The sequence below is a fragment of the Phycicoccus avicenniae genome, from assembly GCF_018139485.1.
GTDB classification, from domain to species: Bacteria; Actinomycetota; Actinomycetes; order Actinomycetales; family Dermatophilaceae; genus Phycicoccus; species Phycicoccus avicenniae.
In genome coordinates this window covers 171,164-186,641 of record NZ_JAGSNF010000003.1, presented here as the reverse complement: position 1 = coordinate 186,641, position 15,478 = coordinate 171,164, and the positions used below count along the sequence as shown (strand labels likewise).

General features: G+C 73.3%; 15 protein-coding genes. 6 read left to right on the top strand and 9 right to left on the bottom strand.

All coding sequences use genetic code 11. The features are described 5' to 3' along the window. The first annotated feature begins 3 nt into the window (after window positions 1-3). The 6 genes from tal to KC207_RS02775 are packed head-to-tail and all read left to right on the top strand — an operon-like array spanning window position 4 to window position 6,608. Window positions 4-1,119 carry a transaldolase gene (gene tal / locus KC207_RS02800; RefSeq protein WP_211601381.1) on the top strand — a complete coding sequence of 372 codons (1,116 nt, stop codon included), beginning with the start codon at window positions 4-6 and terminating at the stop codon, window positions 1,117-1,119. Continuing rightward, a complete protein-coding gene (locus KC207_RS02795; RefSeq protein WP_211601380.1) occupies window positions 1,116-2,732 on the top strand; it encodes a glucose-6-phosphate isomerase in 1,617 nt (538 codons plus the stop codon). Before tal ends, KC207_RS02795 begins: the two co-directional genes overlap by 4 nt. After that, complete coding sequence (gene zwf / locus KC207_RS02790; RefSeq protein ID WP_211601379.1) at window positions 2,729-4,273, top strand: glucose-6-phosphate dehydrogenase; 1,545 nt, start codon at window positions 2,729-2,731, stop codon at window positions 4,271-4,273. Before KC207_RS02795 ends, zwf begins: the two co-directional genes overlap by 4 nt. 2 nt (window positions 4,274-4,275) lie before the next feature. Then, complete coding sequence (locus KC207_RS02785; RefSeq protein ID WP_249138512.1) at window positions 4,276-5,406, top strand: glucose-6-phosphate dehydrogenase assembly protein OpcA; 1,131 nt, start codon at window positions 4,276-4,278, stop codon at window positions 5,404-5,406. Continuing rightward, window positions 5,403-6,134: a 6-phosphogluconolactonase gene (gene pgl / locus KC207_RS02780; protein ID WP_211601377.1), complete on the top strand. Its 732-nt coding sequence runs from the start codon at window positions 5,403-5,405 to the stop codon at window positions 6,132-6,134. Before KC207_RS02785 ends, pgl begins: the two co-directional genes overlap by 4 nt. Before the next feature lie 9 nt (window positions 6,135-6,143). Beyond that, window positions 6,144-6,608: a glucose-6-phosphate dehydrogenase gene (locus KC207_RS02775; RefSeq protein WP_211601376.1), complete on the top strand. Its 465-nt coding sequence runs from the start codon at window positions 6,144-6,146 to the stop codon at window positions 6,606-6,608. Between the two features lie 72 nt (window positions 6,609-6,680). On the opposite strand, the gene KC207_RS02770 is transcribed toward KC207_RS02775, so the two are convergent. The 9 genes from KC207_RS02770 to uvrC form a co-directional block, all read right to left on the bottom strand. Beyond that, window positions 6,681-7,031, bottom strand: a complete 351-nt coding sequence (locus KC207_RS02770) for an RNA polymerase-binding protein RbpA (protein ID WP_211601375.1) — start codon at window positions 7,029-7,031, stop codon at window positions 6,681-6,683. 13 nt (window positions 7,032-7,044) lie between these two features. Next, the gene (secG, locus tag KC207_RS02765) at window positions 7,045-7,287 is read right to left on the bottom strand and encodes a preprotein translocase subunit SecG (RefSeq protein ID WP_211601374.1); all 243 of its coding nucleotides are present in this window, start codon (window positions 7,285-7,287) and stop codon (window positions 7,045-7,047) included. Window positions 7,288-7,390: 103 nt separating this feature from the next. Continuing rightward, window positions 7,391-8,188, bottom strand: a complete 798-nt coding sequence (gene tpiA / locus KC207_RS02760; RefSeq protein WP_211601373.1) for a triose-phosphate isomerase — start codon at window positions 8,186-8,188, stop codon at window positions 7,391-7,393. A gap of 1 nt (window position 8,189) precedes the next feature. Next, a complete protein-coding gene (locus KC207_RS02755; protein ID WP_211601372.1) occupies window positions 8,190-9,395 on the bottom strand; it encodes a phosphoglycerate kinase in 1,206 nt (401 codons plus the stop codon). A gap of 20 nt (window positions 9,396-9,415) precedes the next feature. Then, entirely contained in the window at window positions 9,416-10,417 is a 1,002-nt protein-coding gene (gene gap, locus KC207_RS02750) for a type I glyceraldehyde-3-phosphate dehydrogenase (protein WP_211601371.1), read from the bottom strand. Window positions 10,418-10,576: 159 nt separating this feature from the next. Continuing rightward, complete coding sequence (gene whiA, locus KC207_RS02745) at window positions 10,577-11,557, bottom strand: DNA-binding protein WhiA (RefSeq protein WP_211601370.1); 981 nt, start codon at window positions 11,555-11,557, stop codon at window positions 10,577-10,579. Window positions 11,558-11,577: 20 nt separating this feature from the next. Then, the gene (locus tag KC207_RS02740) at window positions 11,578-12,534 is read right to left on the bottom strand and encodes a gluconeogenesis factor YvcK family protein (protein WP_211601369.1); all 957 of its coding nucleotides are present in this window, start codon (window positions 12,532-12,534) and stop codon (window positions 11,578-11,580) included. After that, entirely contained in the window at window positions 12,531-13,430 is a 900-nt protein-coding gene (gene rapZ / locus KC207_RS02735) for an RNase adapter RapZ (protein WP_437179115.1), read from the bottom strand. Before rapZ ends, KC207_RS02740 begins: the two co-directional genes overlap by 4 nt. Further along, window positions 13,427-15,382 (bottom strand): excinuclease ABC subunit UvrC, encoded by a 1,956-nt coding sequence (gene uvrC / locus KC207_RS02730; RefSeq protein ID WP_211601368.1) that lies wholly within the window; start codon window positions 15,380-15,382, stop codon window positions 13,427-13,429. The genes rapZ and uvrC overlap by 4 nt, the downstream gene beginning before the upstream one ends. Window positions 15,383-15,478: the final 96 nt, after the last annotated feature.

Here is a 15,478-nt window from a genome sequence, read left to right as displayed (position 1 = left end):
AGCATGAGCACCCCGCAGCCCCTGAAGGACCTCGCCGGCCACGGCGTGTCCGTCTGGCTCGACGACCTCTCCCGGGAGCGGATCTCCTCCGGCAACCTCCAGGAGCTGATCGACACCCGCGGCGTCGTCGGCGTCACGACGAACCCCTCGATCTTCCAGGCCGCCCTCGCCGAGGGCGACGCCTACGACGAGCAGGTCCGCGAGCTCGCCGGGTCCGGCGCGTCGGTCGACGAGGCGGTCTTCGCCGTGACGACGACCGACGTCCGCGACGCCTGCGACGTCCTGCGTCCCGTCTACGACGCGACCGGCGGCGAGGACGGCCGGGTCTCCATCGAGGTCGACCCGCGCCTGGCGCACGAGACCGCGAAGACCGTCGAGGAGGCGAAGAAGCTGGCGACCGAGGTCGACCGCCCGAACCTCTTCATCAAGATCCCGGCGACGCTCGAGGGGCTGCCGGCCATCTCGCAGGTGCTCGCCGAGGGCATCTCGGTCAACGTCACCCTCATCTTCAGCCTCGACCGCTACCGCGCGGTGATGAACGCCTTCCTCACCGGTCTGGAGCAGGCGCGGGAGAAGGGAGTCGACCTCTCCGGCATCCGCTCGGTCGCGTCGTTCTTCGTCTCCCGCGTCGACGGCCTCGTCGACGGCCGGCTCGACGAGATCGGCAGCGACGAGGCGAAGGCGGTGCGTGGCAGGAGCGGCATCGCCAACGCCCGGCTCGCGTACCAGGCCTACGAGGAGGTCTTCGCGACCCCGCGCTGGCAGTCCCTCGAGGCCGCCGGCGCCCACCGGCAGCGTCCGCTGTGGGCCTCCACCGGGGTCAAGGACGACGCCTACCCGGACACCCTGTACGTCACCGAGCTCGTCGCCCCGGACACCGTGAACACGATGCCCGAGAAGACGCTCGAGGCCACCGCCGACCACGCCGAGGTGACGGGCGACACCGTCCGCGGCCGGTACACCGAGGCCGAGGAGGTCCTCGACACCCTCGAGCGGCTCGGCATCTCCTACGCCGAGGTCGTCGCCCGTCTCGAGAAGGAGGGCGTCGAGAAGTTCGAGGCGTCCTGGACCGAGCTCGGCGAGCGGATGTCCGAGGAGCTGGGGAAGGCGCAGCGGTGAGCACCCTCGCTGTCTCCGCCACCGGGGCCGCGGCGGACGCCGTCGCGGCCCGGGTCCCCGGACTCGTCGCCGACCGGGTCGCGAGCCGCCTCTTCGCCCAGGACCCCACCCTGTGGGGCCCGGACGCCGAGGACGAGGCGGCGAAGCGGCTGTCGTGGACCTCGCTCCCGCGCAGCTCGCGTCCGCTCGTCGGGGAGATCGCAGCGCTGCGGGCGACACTGGAGGACGTCGGCTACGACCGGGTCGTCCTCTGCGGGATGGGCGGGTCGTCCCTGGCCCCGGAGGTCATCTGCGGCACGGCCGGGCGACCCGTCGTCATCCTCGACTCCTCCGACCCCGACGTCGTGCGTGGCGCGCTGCACGACCTCGACCGCACGGTCGTCGTCGTCTCGAGCAAGTCCGGCTCCACCGTCGAGACCGACAGCCAGCGGCGCGCCTTCGTCCAGGCCTTCCGCGACGCCGGGCTCGACCCGACCGAGCGCCTCGTCGTCGTGACCGACCCGGGCAGCCCGCTCGACGAGCAGGCCCGGGGCGAGGGCTACCGCGTCGTCAACGCCGACCCCGAGGTCGGCGGCCGGTACTCGGCCCTCACGGCCTTCGGGCTCGTCCCGAGCGGCCTCGCCGGGGCCGACGTCGAGGCCCTCCTCGACGACGCCGAGGCGGTCGCCGACCTCCTCGCCGATGACGACGAGGCCAACCCGGCGCTGCGGCTCGGCGCCGCGATGGCCGGGACCGAGCCGCTGCGCGACAAGCTCCTGCTCGTCGACGCCGGCACCGAGAACGTCGGCTTCCCGGCGTGGGCCGAGCAGCTCATCGCCGAGTCCACCGGCAAGCAGGGCACCGGGGTGCTCCCCGTCGTCGCCGTCGGCGGTGAGCCCGCCGCCGTGACCGACGACGTCACCGTGGCCCGGCTCGTCGCCACCGACGCGGACGACGACGCCGCCACGGGGGCCTCGACCGTCACGGTCGCGGGCCCGCTCGGCGCCCAGTTCCTCCTCTGGGAGGCAGCGACCGCCGTCGCCGGACGGCTCCTCTCGATCAACCCGTTCGACCAGCCCGACGTCGAGAGCGCGAAGGCCGCGGCCCGCGACCTGCTCGAGGCCGGCATCGACGACTCCGACGCCCCCGCCTTCACCGACGGCGCCGTCGAGGTCCGGGTCGCCGGTGGCGACTGGTTGTCCGGCACGCACACCCTCGCGACCGCCCTCGACGACCTGCTCGCGCAGCTCGACTGCGACCGCGGCTACGTCGCCGTCATGGCCTACCTCGACCGCGAGGCCGACGCCGACCTCGAGAACGTCGCCCGCGACCTGTCCGACCGCACCGGTCGGCCGGTGACCTTCGGCTGGGGGCCGCGCTTCCTCCACTCGACCGGCCAGTACCACAAGGGCGGTCCCGCGACGGGGGTCTACGTGCAGGTCACGGCGGCGCCCGCGCAGGACCTCGCCGTGCCCGGCCGCGACTTCACCTTCGGGCAGTTCATCGCCGCCCAGGCGGGTGGGGACGCCGCGGTGCTCGCGGACCACGGTCGGCCCGTCCTGCGCCTCCACCTCACCGACCACGACGCGGGGCTGGAGCAGGTCCGCGAGCTCCTCGGTCGGGGCGGCGCATGAGCCCGACCCGCGTCACGGCGGACGCCAACCCGCTGCGCGACCCGCGCGACAAGCGGCTGCCGCGGATCGCCGGACCGTGCTCGATGGTGATGTTCGGCGTCACCGGCGACCTCGCGCGCAAGAAGCTCATGCCGGCGATCTACGACCTCGCCAACCGCGGGCTGCTGCCGCCGGGCTTCTCGCTCGTCGGCTTCGCCCGTCGCGACTGGGCCGACCAGGACTTCGGCAAGATCGTCTACGAGTCGGTGAAGGAGCACGCCCGCACCCCGTTCCGCGAGGAGGTGTGGCGCAACCTCGCCGACGGCGTCCGGTTCGTCCCCGGCAGCTTCGACGACGACGCCGCCTTCGACCTGCTCGCCGAGACCGTCGCCGAGCTCGACGAGCAGCGCGGCACCGGGGGCAACCACGCCTTCTACCTCTCGATCCCGCCGGGGTCGTTCTCCACGGTGTGCCAGCAGCTCGAGCGGTCCGGCCTGTCCAGCCCGCAGCAGGGCGCCTGGCGCCGGGTCGTCATCGAGAAGCCCTTCGGCCACGACCTCGAGTCCGCGCGCGAGCTCAACGCCGTCGTCGAAGGGGTCTTCCCCGCCGACTCGGTGTTCCGCATCGACCACTACCTCGGCAAGGAGACCGTCCAGAACCTCCTCGCCGTCCGGTTCGCGAACACGATGTTCGAGCCGGTGTGGAACAACCGGTACGTCGACCACGTGCAGATCACGATGGCCGAGGACATCGGCATCGGCGGGCGTGCGGGGTACTACGACGGCATCGGGGCCGCCCGGGACGTCATCCAGAACCACCTCCTCCAGCTCCTCGCGCTCACCGCGATGGAGGAGCCGGTGTCCTTCGACGCCCACAACGTGCGCCTGGAGAAGGAGAAGGTCCTCTCGGCGGTGCACATCCCCCAGGACCTCGCCCGGGGCACCGCCCGCGGGCAGTACTCCGCGGGGTGGCAGGGCGGCGACAAGGTCCTCGGCTACCTGGAGGAGGACGGGGTCGGCGACGGCTCGAGGACCGAGACCTACGCCGCCGTACGGCTCGACGTCGACAGCCGGCGCTGGGCGGGCGTGCCGTTCTACCTGCGCACCGGGAAGCGTCTCGGCAAGCGCGTCACCGAGATCGCCGTCGTCTTCAAGAAGGCGCCGCACCTGCCCTTCACCGACACCGCGACCGAGGAGCTCGGCCAGAACGCCGTCGTCATCCGGGTCCAGCCCGACGAGGGCGTCACCCTCCGCTTCGGCGCGAAGGTCCCCGGGGCGCAGATGGAGGTCCGGGACGTGAGCATGGACTTCGGCTACGGCCGCTCCTTCACCGAGTCCTCGCCCGAGGCCTACGAGCGGCTCATCCTCGACGTCCTGCTCGGCGAGCCGCCACTGTTCCCGCGGCACGAGGAGGTCGAGCAGTCCTGGCGGATCCTCGACCCGATCGAGCGCTTCTGGGCCACCGAGGGCGACCCGCCCGACCAGTACAGCGCCGGCACGTGGGGCCCCGCCTCGGCGGACGACCTCATGCGCCGCGACGGACGCCAGTGGAGGCTGCCGTGATCGTGGACCTGCCCAACACCTCGACCGCCGCGGTGTCCAAACGCCTCGTGCAGCTGCGCGCGGACACCGGGGCGATGGCGCTCTCGCGCGTGCTCACCCTCGTCGTCGTCGTCGCCGACGACGCCGCGGAGGAGGCCATCGCCGTGGCCAACGACGCGAGCCGGCAGCACCCCTGCCGGATCATCGTCGTCGTCACCGGCAACAAGCGCGGCACGGCCCGGCTCGACGGACAGATCCGGGTCGGGGGTGACGCCGGGGCCTCCGAGGTCGTCGTGCTGCGCCTCTACGGTCCACTCGCCACGCACGGTCGTGCCGTCGTCACCCCCCTCCTGCTCGCCGACTCGCCCATCGTCGTGTGGTGGCCGCAGGACCCGCCGCGGGACCCGGCCGCCGACCCGGTCGGGGCGATGGGCCAGCGGCGGATCACCGACTCGGCCCGCACGAGCACGGCGCCGCGCACGGTCCTCAAGCGCCTCGCCTCGGCCTACCGGCCCGGCGACACCGACCTCGCCTGGTCGCGGGTCACGCACTGGCGGGCGCTGCTCGCCGCGGCGCTCGACCAGCCCCCGTACGAGCCGCTCACCGAGGCCACCGTCGTCGCCGCCCCGGACTCACCGTCCGGGTTCCTCCTCGCGGGGTGGCTCGCGGCCCAGCTGCGCTGCCCCGTGTCGGTGGCCCGGTCCCGCAACGGCACCGGCATCATCTCGGTCCGCCTCGAGCGGGCGAGCGGCACCGTCGACCTCGTCCGCCCCGAGGACGGCGACAGCTCGGTGCTCAGCCAGCCCGGACAGCCCGACCGCACGCTCGCCCTGCCGCACCGTGGCGACGCCGAGTGCCTCGCCGACGAGCTCCGCCGGCTGGACCCCGACGAGGTCTACGAGGACGCCCTGACGACCGGGCTCGGTGCCGTCTCCGGACGGAGCCGGACCGCGACCGAGGCGATCAAGGCGGGTGAGGCCCCCTCCCCCGCCGAGGCCGCGAGGACGACACAGCGGCTGCGCCGGTCGGCGCGGGCCGCGGGAAGCAGTGCGATGGTCGAGAAGATGGACATGCCCGAGGACGCGGCGAGCACGGAGTCCGTGCAGCAGGCCGCCGCCGACCGCCTGTCGGAGATCCGGGAGCGGCGCTCGTGAGCGCCGCTCCGGACGTCGTCGTCCACCCGACGAAGCAGGCCCTCGCCGACGCCGCCGCGGCCCGGCTGCTCGTCGCCCTCGTCGACGCCGTCGCCGACCGCGGGGTGGCGCACGTGTCGATGACCGGAGGGTCGATGGGCTCGGAGATCGTCCGCTCCCTCGCCGCGCAGCCGGCCGTCGACGCGCTCGACTGGGACCGGGTCCACGTGTGGTGGGGCGACGAGCGCTACCTGCCGGCGGGCGACCAGGACCGCAACGACACCCAGAACGACGAGGCCGGCCTGGCGCGTCTGCCGCTGCGGCCCGAGCACGTCCATCGGGTCCCCGGGCCGGACACGACGGCCTCCGCCGAGGAGGCGGCCGCGGCGTACGCCGGGACCCTGCGGGCCGAGGGCGGCGGCGCCTTCGACGTCATGGTCCTCGGCGTCGGGCCCGACGGGCACGTCGCGTCCCTCTTCCCGCACCACACGGCGGCCGCGACGACGGGCGCCCTGACGGTGGCGGTGCACGACTCCCCCAAACCGCCCCCGGACCGGGTCTCCCTCACCGTGGAGTGCCTCGAGCGCTCCCGCGAGGTGTGGTTCCTCGTCGCGGGGTCCGACAAGGCCGACGCCGTCCGTCGCGGCACGACCGGCTCGCCCTTCGCCGAGACGCCGGCCGCCCACGTGCACGGCACGGAGCGGACCGTGTGGCTGCTCGACCGGGACGCCGCCACCGACCTGGGCTGAGGAGGAGACATGGGACTGCTCGACCGCTGGCGCTCCCGCGCCGAGGACGAGGAGCCGGCGAGCCCGGACACCGCGGACGTCGACCCCGTCGAGGAGGTGCGCACCCGCCCGCTCGACGCCGACGAGGAGGCGCGTCTCGAGGCCTACCGGCTGCGCTACCCGGCCCACGACATCGACCCCGGGGACCTCGCGAGCATCCACCGGGCGTGGGAGGGGGCGCTGGACACGGCCCCGCACGACGCCGCCGCCGAGATCGTCACGGTCGTCTCGACGGCGATCGGTGACCACCTCGTCGGGCACGGGTACCGCTGGGTCGTGAGCACCGACCCCTACGGGACCGACCTCGCCGTGGAGCCGCCGCGCCGTGGCGTCCCCGTCGTCGTGCGCACGCTCGTCGCGGTGCGCTGGATGTCCCGACAGCGGGACTGGGTGGACAGCGTCGTCGGTCACCTCGTGCGCAGCGCACAGCGCTGACGAGCGCGCGACGGTGACCCGGACGGTTCGGGTGACCGCACGCGGCGGGCCGGTGACGCCGCGGTCACCCCGTCACTGGATGAGGCCGCGGTCCCGCAGGGTGCTCAGCGCCTCGTCGAGGATGGCGGCACCGTCCGCGTCGGAGCGCCGCTCCTTCACGTAGGCCAGGTGCGTCTTGTACGGCTCGACCTTCGGCGGAGCCGGCGGCTCGTCCTTGTCCTGACCGGCGGGGAACCCGCACCGGGGGCAGTCCCACTGCTCCGGGACGACGAGCCCGGCCTCCTCGGCGAAGCTGGGTCGCGTCTCGTGCCCGTTGGCGCACCAGAACGACACGACGCGCCGAGGGGCGGCGTCGCCGCGCTCGGCCTCCCCCATCGGGCCCGCGCCGACGCGCGAGCCGCGGATCGCGTTACCACCTGCCATGACCCACTCCCTCTCAGGCGAAGCGCTCGATGACCCCGAGGCCCACGACGCACGTGAACCAGATGAGCGCGACGGCGACCGTGATCCGGTCGAGGTTGCGCTCGGCGATGGACGAGCCACCGAGGGAGCTCGTCATGCCGCCACCGAACATGTCGGACATCCCGCCGCCCTTGCCCTTGTGCAGGAGGATGGCGAGGGTCAGGAAGAGACCGCCCAGGACCAGCAGGGCCTGGAGGCCGATTCGTACCGCGTCCACGGAGGAATCCTTCGGGTGGGGGTCGGGACAACCGGACAAGGATAACCACTGCCCGGAGCGGGCGCTGCGCACGGGCCGCGGCGCGGCGGCCCGTGCGCCGCGGTCAGCCGGCGGAGAGATGGTCGCGGAACCGGCAGATCGCCGAGAACTCCGCGGGGTCGATGGACGCGCCGCCGACGAGCGCGCCGTCGACGTCGTCCTGGGCCATGATCGCCGCGACGTTGCCGGACTTCACCGAGCCGCCGTAGAGGACGCGGATGCCGTCCGCGACGTCACCGGAGTACAGCTCGGCGAGCGTCGTGCGGATGGCGGCGCAGACCTCCTGCGCGTCCTCGGGCGTCGCGACCTCACCGGTGCCGATGGCCCAGACGGGCTCGTAGGCGACGACGATGCTGCGGGCCTGCTCGACGGGCAGACCCTCGAGCCCGGCCCGGACCTGGGCGACCACGTGCTCGACGTGGGTGCCGGCCTGCCGGACCTCCAGGCCCTCCCCGACGCAGAAGATCGGCGTGATCCCGTGCCGGTAGGCCGCCTGCACCTTCGCCGCGACGACGTCGTCGCCCTCGGCGTGGTACTCGCGCCGCTCGCTGTGCCCGACGACGACGTAGGCGCACCCGAGCTTGGCGAGGAAGGCCCCGCTGATCTCGCCCGTGTACGCCCCGGTGTCGTGGACCGAGATGTCCTGCGCGCCGTGCTTGAGCTCGAGGCGGTCACCGTCGATGAGCGTCTGCACGCTGCGGATGTCGGTGAACGGCGGCAGGACGGCCACCTCGACGGCGCCGAAGTCGTGCTTGCCGTCCCGCAGGGTCCAGTCGAGCTTCTGCACGAGGTGGGTCGCCTGGAGGTGGTCCAGGTTCATCTTCCAGTTCCCCGCCATGAGCGGGGTGCGGCCGGAGGCCATGTCAGTGCTCCTTCGTGAGGATCGCGATGCCGGGCAGCTCCTTGCCCTCGAGGTACTCGAGGGAGGCGCCACCACCGGTCGAGATGTGGCCGAACTGCCCGTCGTCGAAACCGAGCTGTCGCACCGCCGCGGCGGAGTCACCGCCACCGACGACGGTGAGCGCACCACCGGCGGTCGCGTCGACGAGCGCCTGGGCGACCCCCTGCGTGCCGGCGGCGAACGGCGCCATCTCGAAGGCACCCATCGGCCCGTTCCAGAAGACCGTCCGGGCGTCGGCGAGCCGGTCGGCGTAGAGCCGCGCGGACTCCGGGCCGATGTCGAGACCCATCGCGTCGGCCGGCATGGCGTCGGCGGCGACGGTGTCGGTCTCGGTGTCGGCGGAGAACTCCTTGCCGACGACGACGTCGACCGGGAGGACGATCTCGACACCCTCGCGCTCGGCGCGCTCGAGGTAGCCCTTGCACGCCTCCACGCTGTCGGCGTCGAAGAGGCTCGTGCCGATCTCGTGACCCTGGGCGGCGAGGAAGGTGAACACCATCCCGCCGCCGACGAGCAGCCGGTCGGCGGTGCCCATGAGGTTGTCGATGACGGCGAGCTTGTCGGCGACCTTCGCGCCGCCGAGGACGACGGCGTACGGCCGCTCGGGGCTCTCGGTGAGCCGGCGGAGCACCTCGACCTCGTCCCGGACGAGGCCGCCCATCGCGGACGGCAGGCGGGTCGCGACGTCGTAGACCGACGCCTGCTTGCGGTGCACGACGCCGAAGCCGTCGGACACGTAGGCGTCCGCGAGCCCGGCGAGGGCGTCCGCGAACGCGGCCCGGTCCTCGTCGGCCTTCGCGGTCTCGCCCGCGTTGAACCGGAGGTTCTCGAGGAGGACCACGTCCCCGTCGGACATCCCGTCGACCGCCGCCTGCGCGGACGGGCCGACGGTGTCCTCGGCGAAGGTCACCGGCCGGCCGAGCAGCTCGGAGAGCCGCCCGACGACGGGCCGGAGGGAGTACTTCTCCTCCGGCTCGCCCTTGGGCCGGCCGAGGTGGGCGCACACGACGACGCGTGCGCCCGCCTCGGCCAGCGCCGAGATGGTCGGGACCGACGCACGGACGCGACCGTCGTCGGTGATCGTCGTGCCGTCGAGCGGCACGTTGAGGTCTGACCGGACGAGGACGCGCTTGCCGCGCACGTCGCCCAGCGAGGCGAAGTCGGTCATCTGCTGTCGGTCCCCGGCGCTCAGAGGCTCTGGCCGACCTTCGTGGTGAGGTCCACGAGGCGGTTGGAGTAGCCCCACTCGTTGTCGTACCAGCCGACGACCTTCACCTGGTTGCCGATGACCTTCGTGAGGCCGGCGTCGAAGATGCAGGAGTGCGGGTCGGTGACGATGTCGGAGGAGACGATGGCGTCCTCGGTGTACTTGAGGATGCCGGGCAGCTGGGCGGCGGCCGCCTTGACGGCGGCGTTGACCTCCTCGACGCTCGTCTCGCGCGAGGCCTCGAAGGAGAGGTCGGTCGCCGAGCCGGTCGGGGTCGGCACGCGCAGGGCGTAGCCGTCGAGCTTGCCCTTGAGCTCGGGCATGACGAGGCCGATGGCCTTCGCCGCGCCGGTCGAGGTCGGCACGATGTTGAGGGCCGCGGCGCGCGAGCGACGCAGGTCCTTGTGCGGGCCGTCCTGGAGGTTCTGGTCGGCGGTGTAGGCGTGGATCGTCGTCATGAGGCCCTTGACGATGCCGACCGAGTCGTTGAGCGCCTTGGCCATCGGGCCGAGGCAGTTCGTCGTGCACGACGCGTTGGAGATGACGGTGTGCTTGGCCGGGTCGTAGTCGCCGTCGTTGACGCCCATGACGACGGTGATGTCCTCGTTCGACGCCGGCGCCGAGATGATGACCTTCTTCGCCCCGCCGTCGACGTGCACCTTGGCCTTCGTCGCGTCGGTGAAGATGCCGGTCGACTCGACGACGACGTCGGCCCCGAGGTCGCCCCAGGGCAGGTTGCCCGGGTCGCGCTCGGCGAACGCCTTGAAGCTCGTGCCGTCGACCGAGATGTCGGTGTCGGTCGAGGTGACCTCGCCCGGGAAGCGGCCGAGGATCGAGTCGTACTTGAGCAGGTGGGCGAGCGTGGCGTTGTCCGTGAGGTCGTTGACCCCGACGATCTCGATGTCGGCCCCGGACGCCGCGACGGCGCGGAAGAAGTTGCGGCCGATCCGGCCGAAGCCGTTGATCCCTACGCGAACGGTCACTGTGCGAAACCTTCCATGGTCGGTGGTCGCCGCGCGTCCGGCGCGGCGACGTGGTCCACCTCACACCCTAGACCCCGTCCCGAGGGTCGGACGAGGCGTCCGGAGTTCGGTCAGGCGGGTGACCCGGCGTCGTCGGCGGGCGGGGCGGAGGAGTCTGGGTCAGCCCTCGAGCATGTCGGGGGTGAGGACGGCCTCGGTGTCCGGGACGCCCTCGTCCTGGGCCTTCTTGTCGGCCATCGCGAGGAGCCGGCGGATCCGGCCGGCCACCGCGTCCTTGGTCATCGGGGGGTCGGCGAGCTGGCCCAGCTCCTCGAGGGAGGCCTGCTTGTGCTCCAGCCTCAGGTGGCCGGCCTCGCGCAGGTGGTCGGGGATCTCCTCGCCGAGGATCTCGAGCGCACGCTCGACCCGGGCGCCGGCGGCGACGGCGGCCCGCGCCGAACGACGCAGGTTCGCGTCGTCGAAGTTCGCGAGCCGGTTCGCGGTGGCACGTACCTCGCGGCGGATGCGGCGCTCCTCCCACGCGAGGACGGCGTCGTGGGCGCCGAGGCGGGTGAGCATCGCCCCGATCGCGTCGCCGTCGCGGATGACGACCCGGTCGATGCCGCGGACCTCGCGCGCCTTGGACTGGATGCCGAGCCGTCGGGCTGCGCCGACGAGGGCCAGCGCTGCCTCGGGACCCGGGCACGTCACCTCCAGGGCCGAGGAGCGCCCCGGCTCGGTGAGCGAGCCGTGGGCGAGGAACGCCCCGCGCCAGGCGGCCTCGGCGTCGCAGACCGAGCCGCTGACGACCTTCGGTGGCAGGCCCCGGACCGGGCGGCCTCGGCTGTCGATGAGCCCCGTCTGCCGGGCGAGCGCCTCGCCGTCACCGACGACGCGCACGACGTAGCGGCTGCCCTTGCGCAGCCCACCCGCGGCGAGGACGAGCACCTCCGGGGAGTGGCCGTAGACCTCCGACAGCTCGCGACGGAGCCGTCGGGCGGCCGACGCGGTGTCGAGCTCGGCCTCGACGACGATCTGGCCGCCGATGATGTGGAGGCCGCCGGCGAAGCGCAGCATCGCCGCGACCTCGGCCTTGCGGCAGCAGGGCTTGGTCACGGCGTGTCGGCTGAGCTCGTCCTTCACCTTCGCCGTCATCGCCATGCGGTCATCCTGCCACGCCGTCAGCGGACCGGCCGCGGGCTGTACAGGATGTCCCGGAGGGCCGCGGCGTACCTCAGGGGGTCGTGCTCGCCGGCACTGCGGCGCTGCGCGACGGGCAGGACGTGGAGGTCCGCGCCGAGCGCCGACGCCCGGTCGGTCAGGGCCACCTCGTCGTCGACGACCCCGGGGTCGGCGAGGACCGCGTCGAGCCGCAGCCCCGGCGCCATGGCGGCCAGGACCTCGAGGTGGCGGTCGGCCGTGTACCCCGCCGTCTCCCCCGACCCCGGGTCGAGGTTGAGCACGACGAGCCGTCGCGCGCGGGTGACCTCGAGGGCCTCGCGCAGCTCGGGGACGAGCAGGTGGGTCAGGACCGAGGTGAACCACGACCCGGGACCGAGGACGACCCAGTCGGCGGAGCGGATCGAGGCGACGGACTCGGGGTAGGCCGGCGGGTCGCTCGGGACGAGACGCACCTCCTCGACGGTCCCCGGGGTGCGCGCGACCTGGGCCTGCCCCTCGACGCAGCGGCGGGCGGCGGGGTCCTGCGGGTCGAGCCCGCTGACGTCGGCCTCGATGACGAGCGGGACCGCCGCCGCGGGCAGGACCCGTCCCTGCGCCTGGAGCAGCCGGCCGACGAGGTCGAGACCCGCGACCGGGTCGTCGTGCAGCTCCCAGAGGGCCATGATGAGCAGGTTGCCGAGGGCGTGCCCGCCGAGCGGGCCGTCCCCCGCGAAGCGGTGCTGCAGGACGTCGCGCCAGGTGTGGCCCCACTCGCTGTCGTCGCACAGCGCCGCGAGGGCCATCCGCAGGTCGCCGGGCGGGAGCACGCCGAACTCGTCGCGCAGCCGCCCGCTGGACCCCCCGTCGTCGGCGACCGTGACGACCGCCGTGATGTCGTCGGTGACGAAGCGCAGCGCCGTGAGGGTGGCCGCGAGCCCGTGGCCACCGCCGAGGGCGGTGACGGCGGGGCCGCTCACTCGCGCCCCAGGTCGCGGTGGACCACGAAGGTCTCGACGTCGTCGCCCCGCAGCCGCCGGGAGAGAGCCTCGGCGACCGCGACGGACCGGTGCTTGCCGCCGGTGCAGCCGACGGCGAGGGTCGCGTACCGGCGTCCCTCGCGGCGGTAGCCGCCGGTCACCGGCTCCATGACCCCGACGACCCGGTCGACGAAGCTGCCGGCGCCCTCCTGGGACATCACGTAGTCGGCGACGGGGGCGTCGACCCCGGTGAGCGAGCGGAGCTCGGGGACCCAGAACGGGTTGGGGAGGAAACGCATGTCGAAGACGAAGTCGGCGTCGAGGGGGACCCCGTACTTGAAGCCGAAGGACATCACGGCCAGCCGCAGGCTCGGTCCGCTGCTCGTCCCGACGATCGGGGTGAGCTTGCGGCCGAGCTGGTGGACGTTGAGCCCGGAGGTGTCGATGACGACGGTGGCCTCCGCACGCAGGTCGCCGAGGGTGCGGCGCTCGGCCTGGATGCCGTCGAGGAGCCGGCCGTCGCCCTGGAGCGGGTGCGGGCGCCGGACGGACTCGAAGCGGCGCACGAGCGCCTCGTCGGTCGCGTCGAGGAACATCAGCTGCGGGCGCCACCCCATCTCGCGGAGCATCCGCAGCCCGTCCCGCAGCTCACCGGTGAACAGCCGGGCCCTGACGTCGACGACGGCGGCGATGCGCACCTCGGTGCCTCGCTCGTCGCGCTGCCGGGCCGCGAGGTCGGCGAGCGAGGGGATGAGCTCGGGGGGCAGGTTGTCGACGACGTACCAGCCCTGGTCCTCCAGCACGTTGGCCGCGGTGGAGCGGCCGGCGCCGCTCATCCCCGTCACGACGAGGAAGTCGGCCTCCTGGGTCTGCGGTGCCGGGATGTCCTGGGTCACGTCTGGGAGCCTCCGTCGTCGATGACCTCGCCGGTCGTGGGGTCGACCGCCGGCGTCTCGTCCTGCGTCGTCCCCAACTCTGCCGCAACGACCCCCGCGAGCGCAGGCCCGATGCCCGGGACGTCGGCGAGCTCCTCGACGGTCGCGGCCCGGATCCGCTTCACCGAGCCGAACCGGGCGAGCAGCGCCTTGCGCCGCTTCTCGCCCAGCCCCGGGACGGCGTCGAGGGCGCTCGACGTCATCGCCTTGGACCGGCGCTGCCGGTGGAAGGCGATGGCGAAGCGGTGCGCCTCGTCCCGCAGCCGCTGGAGCAGGTAGAGCCCCTCGCTGGAGCGCGGGAGGATCACCGGGTGGTCCTCGCCGGGGACCCAGACCTCCTCGAGGCGCTTGGCGAGGCCGACGACCATGACGTCGACGACCCCGACGTCCTCGAGGGCCCGGGCGGCCGCGTTGACCTGCGGCAGCCCGCCGTCGACGACGACGAGGTTCGGGGTGTAGGCGAAGCGGGCCGGGCGGTCACGGCCCTCGGCCGCGGCGGTCTCGGCCTCCTCGACCTCCTTGCGCCCGCGGACGAAGCGGCGGGTGAGGACCTCGTGCATCGCGGCGGTGTCGTCGGTGGCGCCGGTCTCGTCGCCGCGGACGACGAAGCGACGGTACTCGGACTTGCGCGGCAGGCCGTCCTCGAAGACGACCATCGACCCGACGACCTGGGTGCCCTGGACGTGCGAGATGTCGTAGCACTCGATCCGCAGCGGGGCGTCGTCGAGGTCGAGGGCCTCCTGCAGCTGCTGGAGGGCCTGGCTGCGGGTCGTGAGGTCCCCGGCCCGGGTCACCTTGTGCCGGGCGAGGCTCTGGGTGGCGTTGCGGCCGACGGTCTCCATGAGGGTGCGCTTGTCCCCGCGCTGCGGGACGCGCAGGTCGACCCGGCTGCCGCGCAGCCCGGAGAGCCAGCGGCCGACGGCGTCGGCGTCCTCGGGCAGCACCGGGACGAGCACCTCGCGGGGAACGGCCTCGCCGGACTCGTCGCCGTAGACCTGCTGGAGCAGGTGCTCGACGACCTCGGGCGTCGACTCGGCGTCGCGTTCGGCGACCCAGCCGCGCTGGCCGCGGACGCGCCCGCCGCGGACGTGGAAGAGCTGGACGGCGACCTCGAGCTCGTCCTCGGAGAGGCCGAAGACGTCGGCGTCGGTGGCGTCCGGCAGGACGACGGCCGACTTCTCGAGGACCCGCTCGAGGGCGCCGATGTCGTCGCGGATACGGGCGGCCCGCTCGAACTCGAGCTCGGCCGAGGCCTGCTTCATCTCGCGGGTCATCCGGGAGAGGAACCTGCCGGAGTTGCCGGCCATGAAGTCGCAGAAGTCCTCGGCGATGTCGCGGTGGTGCTGGGCGTCGACCTTCCCCACGCACGGGGCGCTGCACTTGTCGATGTACCCGAGGAGGCAGGGGCGGCCGACCTGGTGCGCCCGCTTGAAGACACCGGCCGAGCAGGTGCGCATCGGGAACACGCGCATCGCGAGGTCGAGGGTCTCGCGGATCGCCCAGGCGTGGGCGTAGGGGCCGAAGTACCGGGTGCCCTTGCGCTTGGCGCCGCGCATCACCATCGCCCGGGGGAACTCCTCCCCCATCGTCACGGCGAGGTAGGGGTAGGACTTGTCGTCCCGGTACTTGACGTTGAACCGCGGGTCGAACTCCTTGATCCACGCGTACTCGAGCTGCAGGGCCTCGACCTCGGTCGAGACGACCGTCCACTCGACGCTCGCGCCGGTGCGGACCATCGTCGCGGTGCGGTGGTGCAGGTTCGCGACGTCCTGGAAGTACGACGACAGGCGGGACCGCAGGCTCTTGGCCTTGCCGACGTAGATGACCCGACCCTCGGCGTCCCGGAACCGGTAGACGCCCGGGTCGGTCGGGATCTCCCCCGGTCGGGGACGGTACGTCGACGGGTCGGCCACGCCCCCGACCCTAATCCGCCCTGCCGACACCCGGCCCGCCCCACCCCTCCCTCCCGCCTCCACATTTCGGGGTGACCCCGAAATGTCCGGTGAAGC

Excerpts from the sequence above, each read along its gene's own strand:
- tal (WP_211601381.1), top strand. The coding sequence starts at position 4 with ATGAGCACCCCGCAGCCCCTGAAGGACCTCGCCGGCCACGGCGTGTCC.
- zwf (WP_211601379.1), top strand. The coding sequence starts at position 2,729 with ATGAGCCCGACCCGCGTCACGGCGGACGCCAACCCGCTGCGCGACCCG.
- KC207_RS02775 (WP_211601376.1), top strand. The coding sequence starts at position 6,144 with ATGGGACTGCTCGACCGCTGGCGCTCCCGCGCCGAGGACGAGGAGCCG.
- KC207_RS02770 (WP_211601375.1), bottom strand. The coding sequence starts at position 7,031 with ATGGCAGGTGGTAACGCGATCCGCGGCTCGCGCGTCGGCGCGGGCCCG.
- tpiA (WP_211601373.1), bottom strand. The coding sequence starts at position 8,188 with ATGGCCTCCGGCCGCACCCCGCTCATGGCGGGGAACTGGAAGATGAAC.
- KC207_RS02755 (WP_211601372.1), bottom strand. The coding sequence starts at position 9,395 with ATGACCGACTTCGCCTCGCTGGGCGACGTGCGCGGCAAGCGCGTCCTC.
- whiA (WP_211601370.1), bottom strand. The coding sequence starts at position 11,557 with ATGGCGATGACGGCGAAGGTGAAGGACGAGCTCAGCCGACACGCCGTG.